This window comes from Stenotrophomonas sp. 57, assembly GCF_030291075.1.
Taxonomy (GTDB): Bacteria; Pseudomonadota; Gammaproteobacteria; order Xanthomonadales; family Xanthomonadaceae; genus Stenotrophomonas.
In genome coordinates this window covers 1,350,315-1,366,896 of sequence record NZ_CP127407.1, presented here as the reverse complement: position 1 = coordinate 1,366,896, position 16,582 = coordinate 1,350,315, and the positions used below count along the sequence as shown (strand labels likewise).

Here is a 16,582-nt window from a genome sequence, read left to right as displayed (position 1 = left end):
ACGATGCCGGCCTGGGGTCAGAACCCGAAGCGCAGGCTGGCCCAGTACGCGCGGCCCGGCTCGTTGTAGGTCGCCGCACCAGCATCACTGCTGTTGGCCTCGCGGAACAGGCGCTTGTCGGCCAGGTTGTTCACACCGAAGCCGAAGCTGACCGTGTCGGTCACCTTGTAGCGCGCGCTCACGCCCCAGATGTTGTAGGCGCCGCGATCCTGCAGCGCCACCGACGGATCGCACGTGCCGGTGCAGCGCGGGTCGTTGTTGATGTTGGTGGTAGCCGGTTCCTGCTTGCCGTAGAACGTACCGGTCAGCAGCAGCGACAGCTTGTCGGTGGCCTGCCAGTCCAGCATGGTGTTGATGGTGTACTTCGGGATCACCGACAGCGGCTGGCGCGTGGTCTTGTTCTCGTTCTCGACCATGTAGGTGAAGTTGTTGCTCCACTTCAGGCGGCTGCCCTGCTCGCCCAGCAGCGGGATCACCAGGTTGCCTTCCAGCCCCTGCACGATCGCCTTCGGCGCGTTCTCCCAGCGGAAGATGCGGCCGCGGCCATCGGCAGTCAGGCCGATCTGGTCGTAGCCGGCCTGGATCTTGTCCTTGTAGTCGTTGTGGAAGTAGGTCAGCGACGCCTGCCAGCCACTCTGCGGCGCCCACTCGATGCCCAGTTCCTTGTTCAGGCTGGTTTCCGCCTTCAGGTCCGCATTGCCGCGCATGTAGCAGCCGGCACCCAGGCTCGGCAGTGCATTCGGGCAACCGTTGCCGCGGGTGTAGTACAGATAATCCGGATTCGACTGGTACAGGTTCGGTGCCTTGAACGCACGCGCGATACCGCCCTTCACCACCCAGTCGCTGTTGATGCGGAACTGCGCGTTGAGGCTGGGGCTGGTGTTGTTGCCGAACTGGCTGTGATGGTCGAAGCGCAGGCCCGGGGTCACGATCCAGCGCTCGCCAATGTAGATGTTGTCTTCCACGAACACCGCGGTGGTCTGCGCATCGGCCTTGCCCCGCGCGCGATCCGCCGACAGGCCCGGGAAGCCGCCCCCGCTGCTGCTGGACTGGCTCATCGAGTACGGATCGGTCAGGCGGCTGTCGAGGTATTCAAAGCCCAGCGTCCAGATGTTCTCGGCACCGCCCAGCGTGGTCGGGAAGCTGACTTCACCGTCCAGCTGGTAATTGCGCAGGCGCGAGGTTGACCAGTCGGTGCCGTTGAAGCTGCCCTCCGGGCCACCTGCCAGGCCTTCATTGATGCGCGAGTTGTTCACCGCTTCCACCGCAGCCGTCACCCGCGAGGTCACGTCGCCCCAGCGGCCACGATGGGTGATCGCGCCGGTGTTGCGGTACATGCGGTTGGTCTCCGCCTCACCTTCGGCCAGCGCCGCGAGGTCGACGCCGGTGGAGGTGCCGGTGGTGCTGACCGCGCGGTCGCCGGCGTAGATGTTGCCCTGGCGGCTGGTGCCCGCCTCGAACTCGACCACCTGGTTGGCGGTCACGTCCCAGCGCAGCAGCGCGTTGACGTCGCGGTTCTTGACGCCCTCGCGGCCGGCCGGCGGCACCGCGCTCGGGTTGGTGGCGTACTGGCGGTTGAGGTCCAGCGAATCGGCGTCGGTCTTGTTGAGGTTGCCGTACAGGCGGAACGACAGGGTGTCGGTCATCGGGCCACTCAACTGCAGGCCGACGCGCTCGCTGCCGCCTTCGGCACTGTGCTCGGGCACCAGGCCGTACAGATCGACTGCACCGGTCAGGTCACCGGTCGGGCGCTTGGTGATGATGTTCACCACGCCGCCCGAGGCACCGGAGCCGTAGCGTGCTGCCGCCGGACCGCGCAGCACTTCGATGCGCTCGATCATCTCCGCCGGCACCCAGTTGGTGTCACCGCGCGTGTTGCGCTCGCCGCTGCGGCCCATGCGCACGGCGTCACGTGCGCCGATGCGTTTGCCATCGACCAGGATCAGGGTGTTTTCCGGCCCCATGCCACGCAGATCGATCTGGCGGTTGTTGCCGTACTGGCCGGAAGCGCTGTTGCCGGTCAGGTTGACGCCCGGCATGGTGCGCAGCAGCTCGGCGATGTCGTTGGCCGGCGGGCGCTTGGCGATATCCTCGGCGGTGATGGTCGAGGTACCCAGCGCCTGGCGCGCGATCTGCGAGGCGGTGACGTGCACCGTGTCGATATCGGTGGCGTCGGTCTCGGCCCGGGCGGCCAGGGCGCTGCCCGCCAGCAGGGCGGCAACGGCGAGCGCCAGCGGGCGCGGCGAAAGGACAACGGCAGGAGACATGATCTGGACCTTCTGGCAGGGCAACGGGGCCTCTGGCAAAGGGCTTGAGGCAACGACGAGGGGGAGGCGGACCGTCGCTGCAGGGCGCCTGCGGCCCGATCCGTGCGTGCATTCTCCCATCAATGCGAGTGATTCTCAAATGCGTTCACTCATTGCCGCAGCGGCGCACGTGTGCTTCGCGCACCGTGCAACCCTGCACCGCGCGTAAACTGCCCGGCTACCCCGCCATCAACCGCACGCCACCGCGGCCGATACCCGTGGTTTGCCGTACGCAGTCAGAGATCGACGTGGAAACACCCCAACTGGATGAAGCCAGCCAGCCGCTGGCCGAGGCGTGGCAGCACTGCCTGCAGCAGGCCGGCCCTGCCGCCACCGCCCAGCTGCGCGCGGCCGCCGCGGACGCACCACCGGCGCTGGCCCAGCGCTTCTATGAAGTCCTGCTGCAGGATGGCCGCGCACGCCGCTTCCTGTCCCACGAGCAGGTCAAGCAACGCCTGCAACCGGCCATGCAGCGCTGGCTGGTGCAGCTGCTGACTACCGACGCCGCCGGCATCGCCGCCACCGTCGCCTCACAGCGGGTGATCGGCGACGTGCATGCGCGGGTTGGCATCCCGGTCGATCTGGTGACCCGTGGCGCGCGCGTGCTCAAGCACGAGCTGTTCGTCCGCCTGCGCGACGATGCACCGGACAGCGCCACTGCCTTCGCCGCCATCGACTGCCTCAGTGCGATCATGGACATCGCCATGGAAGGCATGACCCTGGCCTACACGCACGCACGCGAACGCTCCAGCCGTGCCGATGCGGCGTACCGGCTGTTCTCGCTGGTGCAGAACGTCAGCACCGAACGCGAGCGCCAGCGCGCGTTGCTGCTGGACTGGGAAAACGCCCTGCTCTACGCGCTGGCCGGCCATGTGCAGGGCAGCGACAGCGCCAGCCTGGCCACCTCCGAGTTCGGCCTGTGGTTCACCCACAAGGGCATCCCCAGCTTCGGCGAAAGCAGCGAAACGCAGCAGGTGGGCCAGTTGATGGCCCGCATTGACGGGCACCTGCTGCGCGCGAGCGGCGATGCTCCGGCGCAACGACTGGCGGTGCTGCCGGCCATCCGCGAGGACCTGGCCGCGATCCGTACCTTGATGACGCTGCTGTTCGAACGCATCGGCGAACTCGACGCCGGCAGCGATGCCCTGACCAACCTGCTCAACCGGCGCTTCCTGCCCACCGTGCTGCGCCGGGAAATCGAGCTGGCCACGCGCAACCGCACGCCGTTCTCGCTGCTGCTGCTCGATCTGGACCATTTCAAGGCGATCAACGACGGCTACGGCCACGATGCCGGCGATCGCGCGTTGCAGCACGTGGCCGGCCTGCTGGGGCAGCTGACACGCGGCAGTGATTACCTGTTCCGCTATGGCGGTGAGGAGTTCGTGGTGGTGCTGGTCGCGGCCAGTGAATCCCAGGCGGGAGTGATTGCCGAAAGCCTGCGCCGGCAGATCGCGCAGTCGCCGGTGGCGCTGGCCAACGGGCAGGTATTGGCCTTGACTGCCAGCATCGGTGTGGCCGGTCACGATGGTCATCCGGATTACGAGCGGTTGATGGCGCGTGCCGATGCCGCGATGTACGAGGCCAAGCGCAGCGGCCGCAACCGCGTGGTGGTGGCCAGCGACGCGTTGCAGGACGCTCCGGGGCGGCGGGCATTGCAGCGGTGAACCGACGGAAATGCAAATTCCCGATGGTGGTGGATTCGACGGTTGGTCGACTACCGCGCAGAGCGGGGTTTTTTGCGGGCTGGCGGAAAAACAGTCGACTAACAGTCGACTCTACCAACAGTCGACTCTACCGACAGCCGACGCTACCAACAGTCGACTCTACCGACAGTCGACTCTGCCGCTTCGCACCGCGGCCGATGCAGTGAACGCCGCCACTCGCCACGCCCCCCACCACAGCACTGCCAACAGCGCGATGCCGGCCCCCAGCATGCAGACCGCCGACCAGCCATGGCGCGCCTGCATCCAGGGCCCGGCCGCCGCGCCTGCACCGCTGCCCACGGCATAGAACAGCATGTACAGCGCCACCAGGCGACCATGCTGTTCGCCCGGCGCGCGCAGCAGCAGGGCCTGGTTCGCTACATGCAGCGCCTGCCCACCAAGATCCAGCACCACCACGCCCAGCAGCAATAGCGCCAGCGACTGCGGCAGGCCCAGCAGCGGCCACCACGCGGCAAACATCAGCAGCAGCGCGCCGAGACTGACGCGATGTGCAAATCCACGGTCCATCCAATGCCCGACCCGCGCCGCAAGCAGTGCACCCACCACGCCCGCCAGACCCAGTGCACCGATGGCCGCGGTCGACCAGTGCAATGGCGGTGACGACAAAGGCAGCGGTGCCGCCGCCCAGAACACATTGAGGCCGGCAAACAACAGCAGTGCCAGCGGTCCACGCTCGCGCAGCGTGCGATCAGTACGCAACATGCCCCACATCGAGCCCAGCAGATCGCGCCAGCGCGGCGGAAGCGCTGGCACCGGCAGCGCGGGCAGGCGCCGCCACAGCAGCAGCGCCAGCACCGCTGTCACGCTGGCAGACAGCAGATAGACGGCGCGCCAGCCCAGCGCGGAGGCCACCCCACCCGATACAACGCGTGCCAGCAGCAGGCCGATGAACACCCCGCCCTGCACGGCGCCGACCACGCGCCCGCGCTGCTCGACCGGCGCCAACGTCGCGGTGTACGCAATCAGGCCCTGGGTGAGTGCAGTGCCAAGCAAGCCGGCCAGCAGCATGCCCGACAGCAGCCAGCCGGCAGTGCGCGCAGCCGCCAGCCACAGCACCGCCGCCACCAGCGCCAGCAGCTGCAACCGCAGCAGGCGGCGACGATCACCGCGGTCGGCCAATGGCAGCAATCCCAGCAAGGCCAGCACGCTGCCGGCCTGGGTCGCCGCCACCACCGCGCCCGCCGCAGCCCGATCCAGTGCGAAGGCCTGCGCCAGCTGATCCAGCAGTGGCTGTGCGTAATAGACGTTGGCAACACTGGCACCGGCGGCAACCGCGAGCAGCACCTGCAGGGAACGGGGAACGGGGATGGCGCCCATGAATGTGGTTTCATTTTGCAACTTGGTGCAGGTTAGTGACATTGGTTTTAAACTGCAACCACATTCAGCGGAACCTGCCATGTACGACAACAGCCCCTGCCCTGTCGCCCGCAGCGCCGACCTGCTCGGTGATCGCTGGGCCTTGCTGGTGATCCGCGACGCGTTCGACGGCGTCACCCGTTTCGGGGACTTCCAGCGCAGCCTCGGCGCAGCGCGCAACATCCTCAGCGATCGCCTGCGCAGGCTGGTCGAGGCCGGCATCCTGCAGCTGCAACCGGCCTCCGACGGCTCGGCCTACCAGGAATACGTGCTCACCGCCGCCGGACTGGAACTGTTTCCGCTGCTGGTCGCGCTGCGCCAGTGGGGCGAGCGCCATTGCTTCGAGGCCGGTGAGCCCCATTCACAACTGATCGAATCGGGTACGCGGCGGCCCGTGCCCTACATGCAGCCGCACGGCCGAAACGGCGAGCCGCTGCAGGCCATCCACACCCACGTGCGCAAGCTCAAGGATGCTGGCGGCGGGGCCTGACCCGCCCATTCGCGCACACCCGTGAACGCCAGCGCCCGGTAGCATCGGATCTTTCCGCTGCCGGAGGCCGCCGATGTCGCGCTGTCACCCTTCCCTGCTGACCGCCCTGCTGCTGCCACTGTTGGCCTGCGCGGCCGGAACCACACAGGCCCGCGAGGTCGCTGCACCGGCTGACCACGTACAGGCCGATGGCCCCTATGTGTTCCGCAACGGCGAGCAGTTGCAGGCGAAGTGGATCTGTGCGGACAAGGTCGAGTCGCGCACCCTGCCCATCAGCACGGCGGGGACCGACATCGCAGCACGCTGCGGCTATGAGCACACTGTGCACGTGGCCGCACCCAATGCCGCCGCGGTCTCCGTACTGCCGGCGGTCCCTCGCATCGTCGCGCTGTCCGACATCCACGGCCAGTACGGGCTGCTGGTGCGCCTGCTGCGCGCCAACAAGGTGATCGACGCACAGGACCGCTGGGCGCTGGGCAAGGACACCCTGGTCATCGCCGGCGATGTGTTCGACCGCGGCCCACAGGTGACCGAAGCGTTCTGGCTGCTGTACGGCCTGCAGCAGCAGGCGGCGGCCGTCGGTGGCGCGGTGCACTTCGTGCTCGGCAACCACGAAACCATGGTGCTGTACGACGACCTGCGCTATGTCAACCCGAAGTACCTGCGCAGCGCCCAGCTGCTCGGCCGCAGCTACCCGCAGCTGTACGGTCCCGATTCGGTGATCGGCCAGTGGCTGCGTACCCGCCCGGTACTGCTGAAGATCGGTGACACCCTGTTCCTGCACGGCGGCATCTCGCCCGAAGCCGTCGAGCTGGCGCTGGACCCTGCACGCACCAACGCGGCCTACCAGGCGTCGCTGGGCCTGCCCAAGGCCGAAGTGAAGGCCGACCCGGCCACCGCACCGCTGTATGACGGCAAAACCAGCCCGATCTGGTACCGCGGCTACTTCGATGGCCGCCTCGACACCGCCGGGGTGCAGAGCGTGCTCGACCGCCTGCAGCTCACGCGCATCGTGGTCGGCCACACCTCGATGCCGCACGTCAGCAGCCTCCATGGCGACCGCGTGATCGCCATCGACAGCAGCATCAAGAACGGCGAGAACGGCGAACTGCTGTTCATCGAGCATGGCACGCTCAGCCGTGGCCTGCTGGACGGTTCGCGGGTACCGCTGGCGCAGGGCGAGCCCGGCCTGCAGGACTGAATGGAGGGACAGCGCGACCGCACCCGGCAACGCCGCCGCGCTCCACCTTCACCCGGTTTGCGGCTACCCTCGGCAGCCGAGAGGCCCACCGCGTCCATCCGGTGGGCCTGACCGTGACAGGAGACCCCGCGCATGCGCGTTCTGATTGCTGAAGACGACCCGGACATTGCCTCCGGCCTGTGCGCCTCGCTGCGCCGGCAGGGACACGTGGTCGACCACGTCGACAATGGCGCGCACGCCGACGCCGCGCTGGGCTCGACCCAGTACGCACTGCTGGTGCTGGACCTGGGCCTGCCGCAGCTGGATGGCCGCGACGTGCTGCAGCGCCTGCGCCAGCGCGGTGATGGCCTGGCCGTGCTGGTGGTGACCGCCCGCGACGGCCTGGCCGAACGCGTGCGCGTGCTCGACCTGGGGGCCGACGACTACCTGGTCAAGCCGTTCGCACTGGACGAATTCGAAGCGCGCGTGCGCGCCCAGCTGCGCCGGGTTACCAGCAATGGCAACCCGGACCTGCGCATCGGCCGCCTGCGCATCGACCTGGCCGGGCATCGGGTGTGGATCGACGACCAGTCGCTGGAACTGACCGCGCGCGAGTTCGGCCTGCTGTCGGCGCTGGCGGTACGCGCCGAGCGCATCGTGTCGCGCGCGCAACTGGTGGAAGCACTGTGCGACTGGGGCCAGGACCTGACCGACAACGGCCTGGACATCGCCCTCCACCGCCTGCGCCGCAAGCTGCAGCCCGGCGGGATGGGCATCCGCACCGTGCGCGGGCTGGGCTACATGCTGGAAGACGCGCAGGACGACAGCACCCCGTGATCAGTGGACCGCCCAGCCTGCGCCGGCGCCTGCTCGCCTTCCTGGCGCTGCCGATGCTGGGCCTGCTCATCTTCAACACGATCCTGGCCTACTACGTTGCGTTGGACTATTCCAACCGCATCCACGACCGCAACCTGGTCGACGACACGCACTCGTTCGCGCAGATGCTCAGCACCATGCCGGTGACCAGCGACCTGTCTCCGCAAGCGCGCTTCCTCATTGAGTACGACCCCGACGGCCATCGTTATTTCAACGTCGACAGCAGCCGCAAGGGCACCCTCAGCGGCAATGCCGACTTCAGCCCCTACGCGCCCTCGCAGGACTGCACCGGCGTTCACCCTGCGCTGTACGACGGAACCCTCAACGGCCAGCAGGTCCGCATGGCCACGGTCTGCACCCAGGCGATGAACGATCCGCAGGACCAGCTGGCGGTGACCGTGGCCGAGAGCATGGCCGACCGCCGCCAGCGTGCGCGTGAGATCCTGATGATCATCATCCCGCTGATGACCATGCTGGCGCTGGGCACCGCCGCGCTGGTCTGGTTCGGCGTGACCTACGGCCTGCGCATCCTGACCCCGCTGAGGACCCGCCTGGCGCAGCGCCGCGGCGAACTGGCGCCGATCTCCGATGCCGACGTGCCGGAGGAGATCCAGCCGCTGATCAGCACCATCGACGATCTGTTCGCGCGCCAGGCGGAAATGATCACCCTGCAGAACCGCTTCATCGCCGATGCGGCGCACCAGCTGCGTTCGCCATTGGCGGGCATGGCCCTGCACGTGGACCAGGCGCTGGCGCACGGCGACCCGGACACGGTGCGCGAAGCGCTGCAGCATATCCGCCGGCTCAACCAGCGCACCGCGCGGGTCAGCACCCAGCTGCTGGCGCTGAGCCGGGCACAGACCGTGCCGGAAACGGTCGAGGCATTGGATCTGGGCGTTCTGGTACCGCAGTGGGTCGGCATGCGGGTACCGGAAGCGATCCGTGATGGCATCGATCTGGGCTACCGCGGCAGCCCCGATCCGCTGCGTGTACTCGGCAACGGCGCCATGCTGCAGGAGGCGCTGGACAACCTGATCGACAACGCCCTTCGTTATGCCGGCCCCAATGCGACTGTCACGGTGGGCGTGCATGCGCTGGACGACAATGATGTCGAACTGTATGTGGAAGACAACGGTCCCGGCGTGCCCGACGACGTGATGCCACGACTGGGCGAGCGCTTCTTCCGGGCGCCGGGCACCGCTGCCAGCGGCACCGGCCTCGGCCTGGCCATCGCGCATGAGGCAGTGGAGCACTTCGGCGGTCGCCTGAGCTTCCTCAACCGCCCCGGCGGTGGGCTGAAGGTCGCCATCACGCTGCCGCTGCTGAAGGGCCCCTGACCCGGCCCGGGGCGCTGAAAGGCTGGTGAAAATCGCGCTTGCGATCCTGCCATTCCCACTGCCGTCCCGGAGCCGCCAGGTGATCGAATCGCACGACTTCTTCCTCCCCGGTGGCCCGCAGGGCGTGCTGCTGGTCCATGGCCTGACCGGCACCCCGGCGGAAATGCGCATGCTGGGCAAGGGGTTGAACAACGCGGGTTTCACCGTGCACGGTGTGCAGCTGCCCGGCCACTGCGGCACCGTGGATGACCTGCTGGCGACCACCTGGGAACAGTGGTACCAGGGCGTGGAAGATGCGGCGGCCAGCCTGCGCGGCAAGGTCGACCAGCTGTTCGTGGGCGGCCTGTCGATGGGCGCGGTGCTGTCGCTGGCGTTGGCCGCACGACGCCCGGAATGGGTGTCCGGCGTCGGCGTGTATGGCGCCACGTTCCGCTACGACGGCTGGAACATCCCGGCCGTGGCCCGCCTGTCGTTCCTGCTGCCATGGTTCAAGCGCTTCAACATCGGCCGCGACCGCATGTTCATGGAAGAACCGCCGTACGGCCTGCGTGACGAGCGCCTGCGTGCGCAGGTCAGCGCCGCCATGCTCTCCGGCGACAGCGCCGCCGCTGGCCTGCCGGGCAACCCCTGGCACGCACTGGCCGAAATGCGTGCGCTGAGCCACTGGACCCGCCGCCACCTGCACCAGGTCACCGCGCCCTGCCTTGTGATGCACGCCCGCGAGGACGACGTGGCCAGCATCGGCAATGCCGAACTGGTGATGTCGCGGGTCAGCGGCCCGAAGGAACTGGTGGTGCTGGAAGACAGCTACCACATGATCACCATCGACCGCGAACGCCGCGACGTGATCCGCCGCAGCGCACGCTTCTTCACCGAGATCGGCGAACGCAACGGCGTGCTCAAGGCGGTGGCCTGAAATGGGGGCGCTCGCCACGCTGCTGTGGCTGGCCAATGTCGTGCTCGATACCGGTGGCCAGCTTGCTTTCAAGGCCGCGGCCAGCGACCCGCAGGACGGCGAAGGGCTGCAGCGCTGGAAACACATGCTCAGCCGGCCGTGGCTGTGGATCGGCATCGCCTGCTACGTGCTTGAGTTCGTCGCCTGGATCGCGTTCCTGTCGCTGGTGCCGCTGTCCAAGGGCGTGCTGCTGGGCTCGATCAACATCGTCGCGCTGATGATCGCCGGCCGCATTCTGTTCCGCGAAAAACTCACGCCGTTGCGGGTGACCGGCATGCTGCTGGTCACCGCAGGCGTGGCGGTGGTTGGGGCCGGCTCATGAGGCGCCTGTATGTGATCGGCTTCCCGCTGCTGATGGCCTTCGACACATTGGCGCAGCTGTGCTTCAAGTACGCCGGTGATGCCGCGTTGCCGGTCGAGGCCAACACCGCATGGCTGCTGCGCGTACTGTCGCAGCCGTGGGTGTACGGCGCCATCCTCGGCTACGTCGGTGCATTCTTCACCTGGATGAGCCTGCTGCGGCATGCGCCGATCGGCCCCGCGTTCGCGGCCTCGCACCTGGAAGTGATCAGCGTGCTGCTGCTGTCGGCCTGGCTGTTGAACGAACCGCTGACCCTGCATCACCTGGTCGGCGCGGTCCTGATCGTGGCCGGCATCGTCTGCCTGGGGCGCGCCGAAGCGGACGATCCGCACAGTCCTGCCGAAAGTACTGCATGAGCGCGTTGCGATGAACCTGTTCGCGCGCGAGCTGCCGCCCACCGCCGGCCTGCCGATGCAGGCCAGCGACTTCCTTCCCGGCGGTGGCGACCTGCGCGCGATCCTGGCCAGCCAGCTCGGCACGCCGCCGCTGCAGTTGACCTGTTCCGGCACGCACGCGCTGCTGATCGCCCTGCGCACCCTGCGCAAGCGCGCACCCAAGCGCGACACCGTGATCCTGCCGGCCTACACCTGCCCGCTGGTGCCAATCGCGGTCCACAGCCTGGGCTTGCGCGTGCAGTTGTGCGATACCCGCCCCGGCCACTTCGACTTCGATCCCGGTCAGCTCAGCCGCCTGGCCGATGCACGCACGCTGGCGATCCTGCCCACCCATCTGGGCGGTCGCATCGCCGATGTCGAGCGGGCCTGCGAGGTTGCACGCGGCGCCGGTGCCTGGGTGATCGAGGATGCCGCGCAGGCGCTCGGCGCACGGGTCGGCAACACCAGTGTCGGCCTGCGCGGCGATATCGGTTTCTTCAGTCTGGCCGCCGGCAAGGGCCTGAGCCTGCACGAAGGCGGCCTGCTGATCAGCCGCGATGACGAGCTGCGTGCCGCGCTGGCCGCACATGCCGCCGAACAGGTGCCCTTCAGCCTGCGCTGGGAACTGCTGCGCAGTGTGCAACTGCTCGGCCTGGCCGCCTGTTATCGGCCATCGCTCCTATCGCTGGTGTACGGAAATCCGCTGCGCGGCGCGTTGCAGCGTGGCGACCTGGAAGAAGCGGTCGGTGACATCTTCCCGCTGGAGATTCCGCAGCACCGGGTCAGCCAGTGGCGGCAGAACATCGGTGCCCATGCCGCGCGGCGGTTGCCTGCCTTCCTGCAGGCAGGTCGCCTGCGTGCATTGCAGCTGCGCGTGCAGCTGGCACAGCTGCCGGCGGTCGAGGTGGTCGACGGAATGCCGGGTACCGGCGGCACCTGGCCGATGCTGATGCTGCTGCTGCCCAGCCAGGAAGCCCGCGATGCCGTGCTGAAAGACCTTTGGCCACGCGGTCTCGGCGCCAGCCGCATGTTCATCCATGCCCTGCCCGACTACGCCTACCTTCGCGGCATCGTGCCGGCCGCCGAAGTGTCCAACGCGCGCGACTTCGCCGCACGCATGCTGACCCTTGGCAACAGCGCCTGGCAAACCCGTGAAGAGACGGCCGAAATACTGCAGGCCCTGGCCCGCGCCTGACCCGCACGCGCAGGCGTGGCCTGCCCTCCGCGCATTCAACCATGCACCTTCCTGAATGCTTTCCCAGCCCGTCAGAAGAGCCTTTCAACAGGAAAGGAACGAGAAAGGCGGCCTGCCTACATTGAGCCTGCCCCGGCATCGGGCCGGGCATTTCTTTCATCGACGGACCTGCCCATGCACTGGAGCATCCTGTGTGACTTCGACGGCACCATCAGCCTCGAAGATGTCATCGACTCGCTGCTGGAGAAGTACGGCCAGCCGGGCTGGCAGGCGCTGGAAGACCAGTGGAAGGCCGGAAAGATCGGCTCGCGCGAATGCATGCAGGGCCAGGTGCGGCTGCTGAAGCTGGACCCGGCCACGCTCGATGCGCACCTGGACCAGGTGCAGATCGATCCGGGCTTCGCCGCCTTTGTCAGCCGTGCCGAACAGCTGGGCGTGCCGCTGCGCATCGTCAGTGACGGCCTGGACTATGCGATCCACCGCATCCTCGCCAACCATGGCCTGTCGCGACTGCCGGTGGTGGCCAACCACCTGCGCTGGTGCGGGGACCACTGGGAACTGGAATCGCCCTACCAGGCCGAAGGCTGCCGCAGTGGCACCTGCAAATGCACCTGCGCCGCGCAGGCGCGCGCCAATGAAGCACCGCGCGTGCTGATGATCGGCGACGGCAGCTCGGATTTCTGCGTGTCCGAAGACGCCGACTTCGTGTTCGCCAAGCGCCGCCTGATCACCCATTGCACGAATGCCGGCATCGAGCATGCCGCCATCGATACCTTCCACGATGCAGTCGCGCTGTTGCCGCGCCTGCTCGATGGCAGCCTGCTGCAGCCACGTCGCATCGACGCCAGCCCGCAGCCCGCCGCACTGCCCCTGCTGCTGGCCACCGCCTGAGCACTCCCTTCCAGCCGCGCTCCCCCGTTGCTCCCTTTCGAACGTCCTTCACGGAACCGAACTGCATGAACATTTTTGACAAGAACGCCGACGCCGCTGCCTCCGACGCGCAGCTGCTGGCCGACGAAGTCCGCTACAGCTCCTTCGGCGACACCGTCCACTACGTCGACCCGCCCAAGATTTTCCAGCGCGGCGAAGGCAGCTACATGTTCGACGGTGCGGGCGTGCCCTACCTCGACCTGCAGATGTGGTACTCGGCCTGCAACTTCGGCTACAGCAACAAGCGCCTGAACGATGCACTGAAGGACCAGATCGACACCCTGCCGCAGGTTGCCAGCCAGTACCTGCACCCGACCCGCGTGCAGCTGGCCAAGACCATTGCCGTGGACATGCACGAGAAGTTCGGCCTCGATGGCCGCGTGCACTTCAACGTCGGCGGCGCGCAGGCCATCGAGGATTCGCTGAAGATCGTGCGCAACGCGCGCGGCGGCAAGAGCCTGATGTTCGCCTTTGAAGGTGGCTACCACGGCCGTACCCTCGGTGCCTCGTCGATCACCTCCAGCTACCGCTACCGCCGCCGCTACGGCCACTTCGGCGAGCGTGCGATGTTCATCCCGTTCCCGTATCCCTTCCGTCGCCCGAAGGGCATGACCCCGGACGAGTATTCCGACCACTGCGTGTGGCAGTTCGAGCGCCTGTTCGAAAGCGAGTACAACGGCGTGTGGGATCCCAAGGTCGGCCAGGCCGAGTACGCCGCGTTCTACGTCGAGCCGATCCAGGGCACCGGCGGCTACGTCATTCCGCCGCGCAACTTCTTCACCGGCCTCAAGCGCGTGCTGGACAAGTACGGCATCCTGATGGTCGTCGATGAAATCCAGATGGGCTTCTGGCGCACCGGCAAGCTGTGGTCGATCGAGCACTTCGGTGTCACCCCGGACGTCCTGGTGTTCGGCAAGGCGCTGACCAACGGCCTGAACCCGCTGTCGGGCCTGTGGGCACGCGAAGAGCTGATCAACCCGACCGTGTTCCCGCCGGGCTCCACCCATTCCACCTTCAACTCCAACCCGCTGGGCACCCGCCTGGGCCTGGAAGTGCTGAAGCTGGGCAAGGAAATGGACTACGAGCGCACCGTGCCGGAAAAGGGCGCGTACTTCCTCGACGGCCTGCGTGGCCTGCAGAAGCGCCACCCGGAAATCGGCGACGTCGACGGCCTCGGCCTGGCCCTGCGCGCCGAGATCTGCCAGGCCGACGGCTACACCCCGAACAAGGAACTGCTGGACCGCATGGTCGACATCGGCCTGGCTGGTGACCTGCTGCACGACGGCAAGCGCATGGGCCTCGTGCTCGACGTGGGTGGCTGGTACAAGAACGTGATCACCTTCGCGCCGTCGCTGGACATCAGCTACGAAGAGATCGACCTGGCGATCACCCTGCTCGACCAGGCGCTGACCAAGGCCAAGGGCTGAGGTTGGATGCGCTGCCGGTTCCCGTGCCGATGGAAATGACGTCACGTGCCTCCAGCACCGCGCTGGAACCGGCCGCGCTGCTGGAGGGCTTCCTGGCCCACCCGCCGCTCGGATTCGAGGCAGGCCGGCTTCCCAGCGGCCTGCCGACCTTCCGTGCGCCGCTGGACCTGACCACCACGATGGACGACGAACTGCGCGGCAGGCTGCTCGGCCTGCCGCTGTCGCGCCTGTGGCGGCCATGGATCACCTGGAAGACCCGCTTCGTCGGTGCCACCAGCACCGAGTACACCCCGCTGCCGGCACACGTCGCGCCGGAGGCGCTGGCCGAGGACGTGACGCGTCACGCGATCGGCGATACCCGGCTGCTGGTGGTCAAGGACCTGGCCATCGATTCACCGCTGCTGGATGATGCAGCCAATGCACACAGCGGTGCCTTCCTACAGGCGCTGCTGGCACGCGGCTTCGTCGAACTGGAAGGCATGCCGCTGGCCTGGGTGGCGATCGATTTCGATTCGCTCGACGGCTATCTCGGCCGCCTGTCGTCCTCGCGCCGCAAGAACATCCGGCGCAAGCTGCGTTCGCGCGATGAGCTGCAGATCGACTGCATCGCCACCGGTGATCCGGCCCTGGCCGACCCGCAGCTGCAGGCCGAACTGCATGCGCTGTACCTGGGCGTGTATGCGCAGAGCGCGGTGCATTTCGACCAGCTCGACCTGCCCTACTTCCAGCACCTGCTGGCCGACAGCCTGGGCCAGGGACGCATGTTCCTGTACCGCCACCAGGGCCGGCTGATCGGCTGGAACCTGTGCTACGTGCATGCCGGCAAGCTCGTGGACAAGTACATCGGCCTGGCCTACCCGCAGTCGCGCGAGCACAACCTGTACGCCGTCAGCTGGATGCACAACCTCGAGTACGCCTTGCAGCACGGCCTGAGCCACTATGTGGCCGGCTGGACCGACTCGCGCATCAAGGCCGAGCTGGGCGCCCGCTTCACCTCCACCCGGCATGCGATCCACGCACGTTCCCCGCTGCTGCGTGCCGCCCTGCGCCGGCTGGCCCCCTACCTGCAGGGCGAACCTGATGGAGGCGGCTGAGCGATGCTTGTGCGTTCCCCACTGATCCTCGACCTGGACGGTGGCGTGCTGCCACTGCCGCAGGCACAGACCCTGGCGCTGCCGCAGTGGCACGATCCACTGCGCTTCGCCTGCAGCAACGCCACCCTGGATCGCTTCGGCGTTGAAGTACTGGCATCGCTGCCTGCGCAACCCGGCACGGTGATGCTCGGCAGTGGTGACTTCCATCACCTCAGCCTGCCGCTGCTGCGCCGCATGCGCGCACAGGCGCCGTTCCAGCTGGTGGTACTGGACAACCATCCGGACAACATGCGTTTTCCGTTCGGCATGCACTGCGGCTCATGGGTGAATGCCGCCAGCAAGCTGCCGCAGATCTCGCACATCCATGTGCTCGGCATCACCTCCAGCGACATCGGCCTCGGCCATGCCTGGGAGAACCACTGGCGCCCGTTGCTGGGTGGCCGCCTGACGTACTGGTGCATGGACGTGGATGTCGGCTGGGGCCATCGCCTCGGCATGGGCCACGCGTTCCGCCGCTTCGAGCACCCTGAAGCGCTGGTGGCTGCGTTCGCTGCCGAACAGGCCAAGTCGCCACAACCCACCTACCTGTCCATCGACAAGGACGTGTTTGCCGAAGACGTGGCGCGCAGCAACTGGGATCAGGGCCGCTTCCAGCTGGAGGACGCACTGGTGGTGATCGAGGCGCTGCGCGCCGGCGGCCTGGTTGGCAGTGACATCACCGGCGAAGTGTCGCTGGCCAACTACCGCAGCCGCTTCAAGCGCTGGCTGTCGTCGCTGGATGGCCAGCCGGACATCAGCGCCGACGATCTTCCTGCCTGGCAGGCCCGGCACCAGCAGGTGAACCGCGAACTGCTGGCCGCGATGGCTTCGGTCCCGATGGCCTGCTGACCGCTGGCCGGCAATGCCAACCAAGGTTGGCAACTACCAGAGCCGGGTAGAGCCGAGCCCACGCTCGGCTGGCGCCTTCTGTAGAGTCG

General features: G+C 67.6%; 15 protein-coding genes. 13 read left to right on the top strand and 2 right to left on the bottom strand.

Annotation, left to right across the window (positions count from 1 at the left end; translation table 11 throughout):
* Positions 1-17: 17 nt before the first annotated feature.
* The gene (locus QP512_RS06280; protein ID WP_286071375.1) at positions 18-2,267 is read right to left on the bottom strand and encodes a TonB-dependent siderophore receptor; all 2,250 of its coding nucleotides are present in this window, start codon (positions 2,265-2,267) and stop codon (positions 18-20) included.
* A gap of 287 nt (positions 2,268-2,554) precedes the next feature.
* On the opposite strand from QP512_RS06280, the gene QP512_RS06275 reads away from it, so the two are divergent.
* A complete protein-coding gene (locus QP512_RS06275; protein ID WP_286071374.1) occupies positions 2,555-3,970 on the top strand; it encodes a GGDEF domain-containing protein in 1,416 nt (471 codons plus the stop codon).
* Positions 3,971-4,129: 159 nt separating this feature from the next.
* On the opposite strand, the gene QP512_RS06270 is transcribed toward QP512_RS06275, so the two are convergent.
* Complete coding sequence (locus QP512_RS06270) at positions 4,130-5,347, bottom strand: MFS transporter (RefSeq protein ID WP_286071373.1); 1,218 nt, start codon at positions 5,345-5,347, stop codon at positions 4,130-4,132.
* Positions 5,348-5,426: 79 nt separating this feature from the next.
* Here QP512_RS06270 and QP512_RS06265 point away from each other — a divergent pair, with 79 nt between their 5' ends.
* The 12 genes from QP512_RS06265 (at position 5,427) to QP512_RS06210 (ending at position 16,493) form a co-directional block, all read left to right on the top strand.
* On the top strand, positions 5,427-5,876 hold the full coding sequence (locus QP512_RS06265; protein ID WP_286071372.1) for a helix-turn-helix domain-containing protein: 450 nt from the start codon (positions 5,427-5,429) through the stop codon (positions 5,874-5,876).
* A 73-nt stretch (positions 5,877-5,949) separates the two neighbouring features.
* Positions 5,950-7,077, top strand: coding sequence for a metallophosphoesterase (locus QP512_RS06260; protein ID WP_286071371.1), 1,128 nt, complete (start codon positions 5,950-5,952; stop codon positions 7,075-7,077).
* Between the two features lie 132 nt (positions 7,078-7,209).
* Positions 7,210-7,893, top strand: coding sequence for a response regulator (locus tag QP512_RS06255; protein ID WP_005408670.1), 684 nt, complete (start codon positions 7,210-7,212; stop codon positions 7,891-7,893).
* Positions 7,890-9,269 (top strand): sensor histidine kinase, encoded by a 1,380-nt coding sequence (locus tag QP512_RS06250; RefSeq protein ID WP_286071370.1) that lies wholly within the window; start codon positions 7,890-7,892, stop codon positions 9,267-9,269. The genes QP512_RS06255 and QP512_RS06250 overlap by 4 nt, the downstream gene beginning before the upstream one ends.
* Positions 9,270-9,348: 79 nt before the next feature.
* Positions 9,349-10,185 carry an alpha/beta fold hydrolase gene (locus tag QP512_RS06245; RefSeq protein WP_286071999.1) on the top strand — a complete coding sequence of 279 codons (837 nt, stop codon included), beginning with the start codon at positions 9,349-9,351 and terminating at the stop codon, positions 10,183-10,185.
* Between the two features lies 1 nt (position 10,186).
* The gene (locus tag QP512_RS06240) at positions 10,187-10,546 is read left to right on the top strand and encodes an EamA family transporter (protein ID WP_014646430.1); all 360 of its coding nucleotides are present in this window, start codon (positions 10,187-10,189) and stop codon (positions 10,544-10,546) included.
* Positions 10,543-10,941 carry a DMT family transporter gene (locus QP512_RS06235; protein WP_049429588.1) on the top strand — a complete coding sequence of 133 codons (399 nt, stop codon included), beginning with the start codon at positions 10,543-10,545 and terminating at the stop codon, positions 10,939-10,941. The genes QP512_RS06240 and QP512_RS06235 overlap by 4 nt, the downstream gene beginning before the upstream one ends.
* 10 nt (positions 10,942-10,951) lie before the next feature.
* Positions 10,952-12,154: a DegT/DnrJ/EryC1/StrS family aminotransferase gene (locus QP512_RS06230; protein WP_286071369.1), complete on the top strand. Its 1,203-nt coding sequence runs from the start codon at positions 10,952-10,954 to the stop codon at positions 12,152-12,154.
* 174 nt (positions 12,155-12,328) lie between these two features.
* A complete protein-coding gene (locus QP512_RS06225) occupies positions 12,329-13,045 on the top strand; it encodes an MtnX-like HAD-IB family phosphatase (protein WP_286071368.1) in 717 nt (238 codons plus the stop codon).
* 65 nt (positions 13,046-13,110) lie between these two features.
* A complete protein-coding gene (locus tag QP512_RS06220; protein ID WP_286071367.1) occupies positions 13,111-14,511 on the top strand; it encodes an aminotransferase class III-fold pyridoxal phosphate-dependent enzyme in 1,401 nt (466 codons plus the stop codon).
* 29 nt (positions 14,512-14,540) lie between these two features.
* The gene (locus QP512_RS06215; protein ID WP_286071366.1) at positions 14,541-15,605 is read left to right on the top strand and encodes a GNAT family N-acetyltransferase; all 1,065 of its coding nucleotides are present in this window, start codon (positions 14,541-14,543) and stop codon (positions 15,603-15,605) included.
* Between the two features lie 3 nt (positions 15,606-15,608).
* Positions 15,609-16,493, top strand: a complete 885-nt coding sequence (locus tag QP512_RS06210) for a hypothetical protein (protein WP_286071365.1) — start codon at positions 15,609-15,611, stop codon at positions 16,491-16,493.
* Positions 16,494-16,582: the final 89 nt, after the last annotated feature.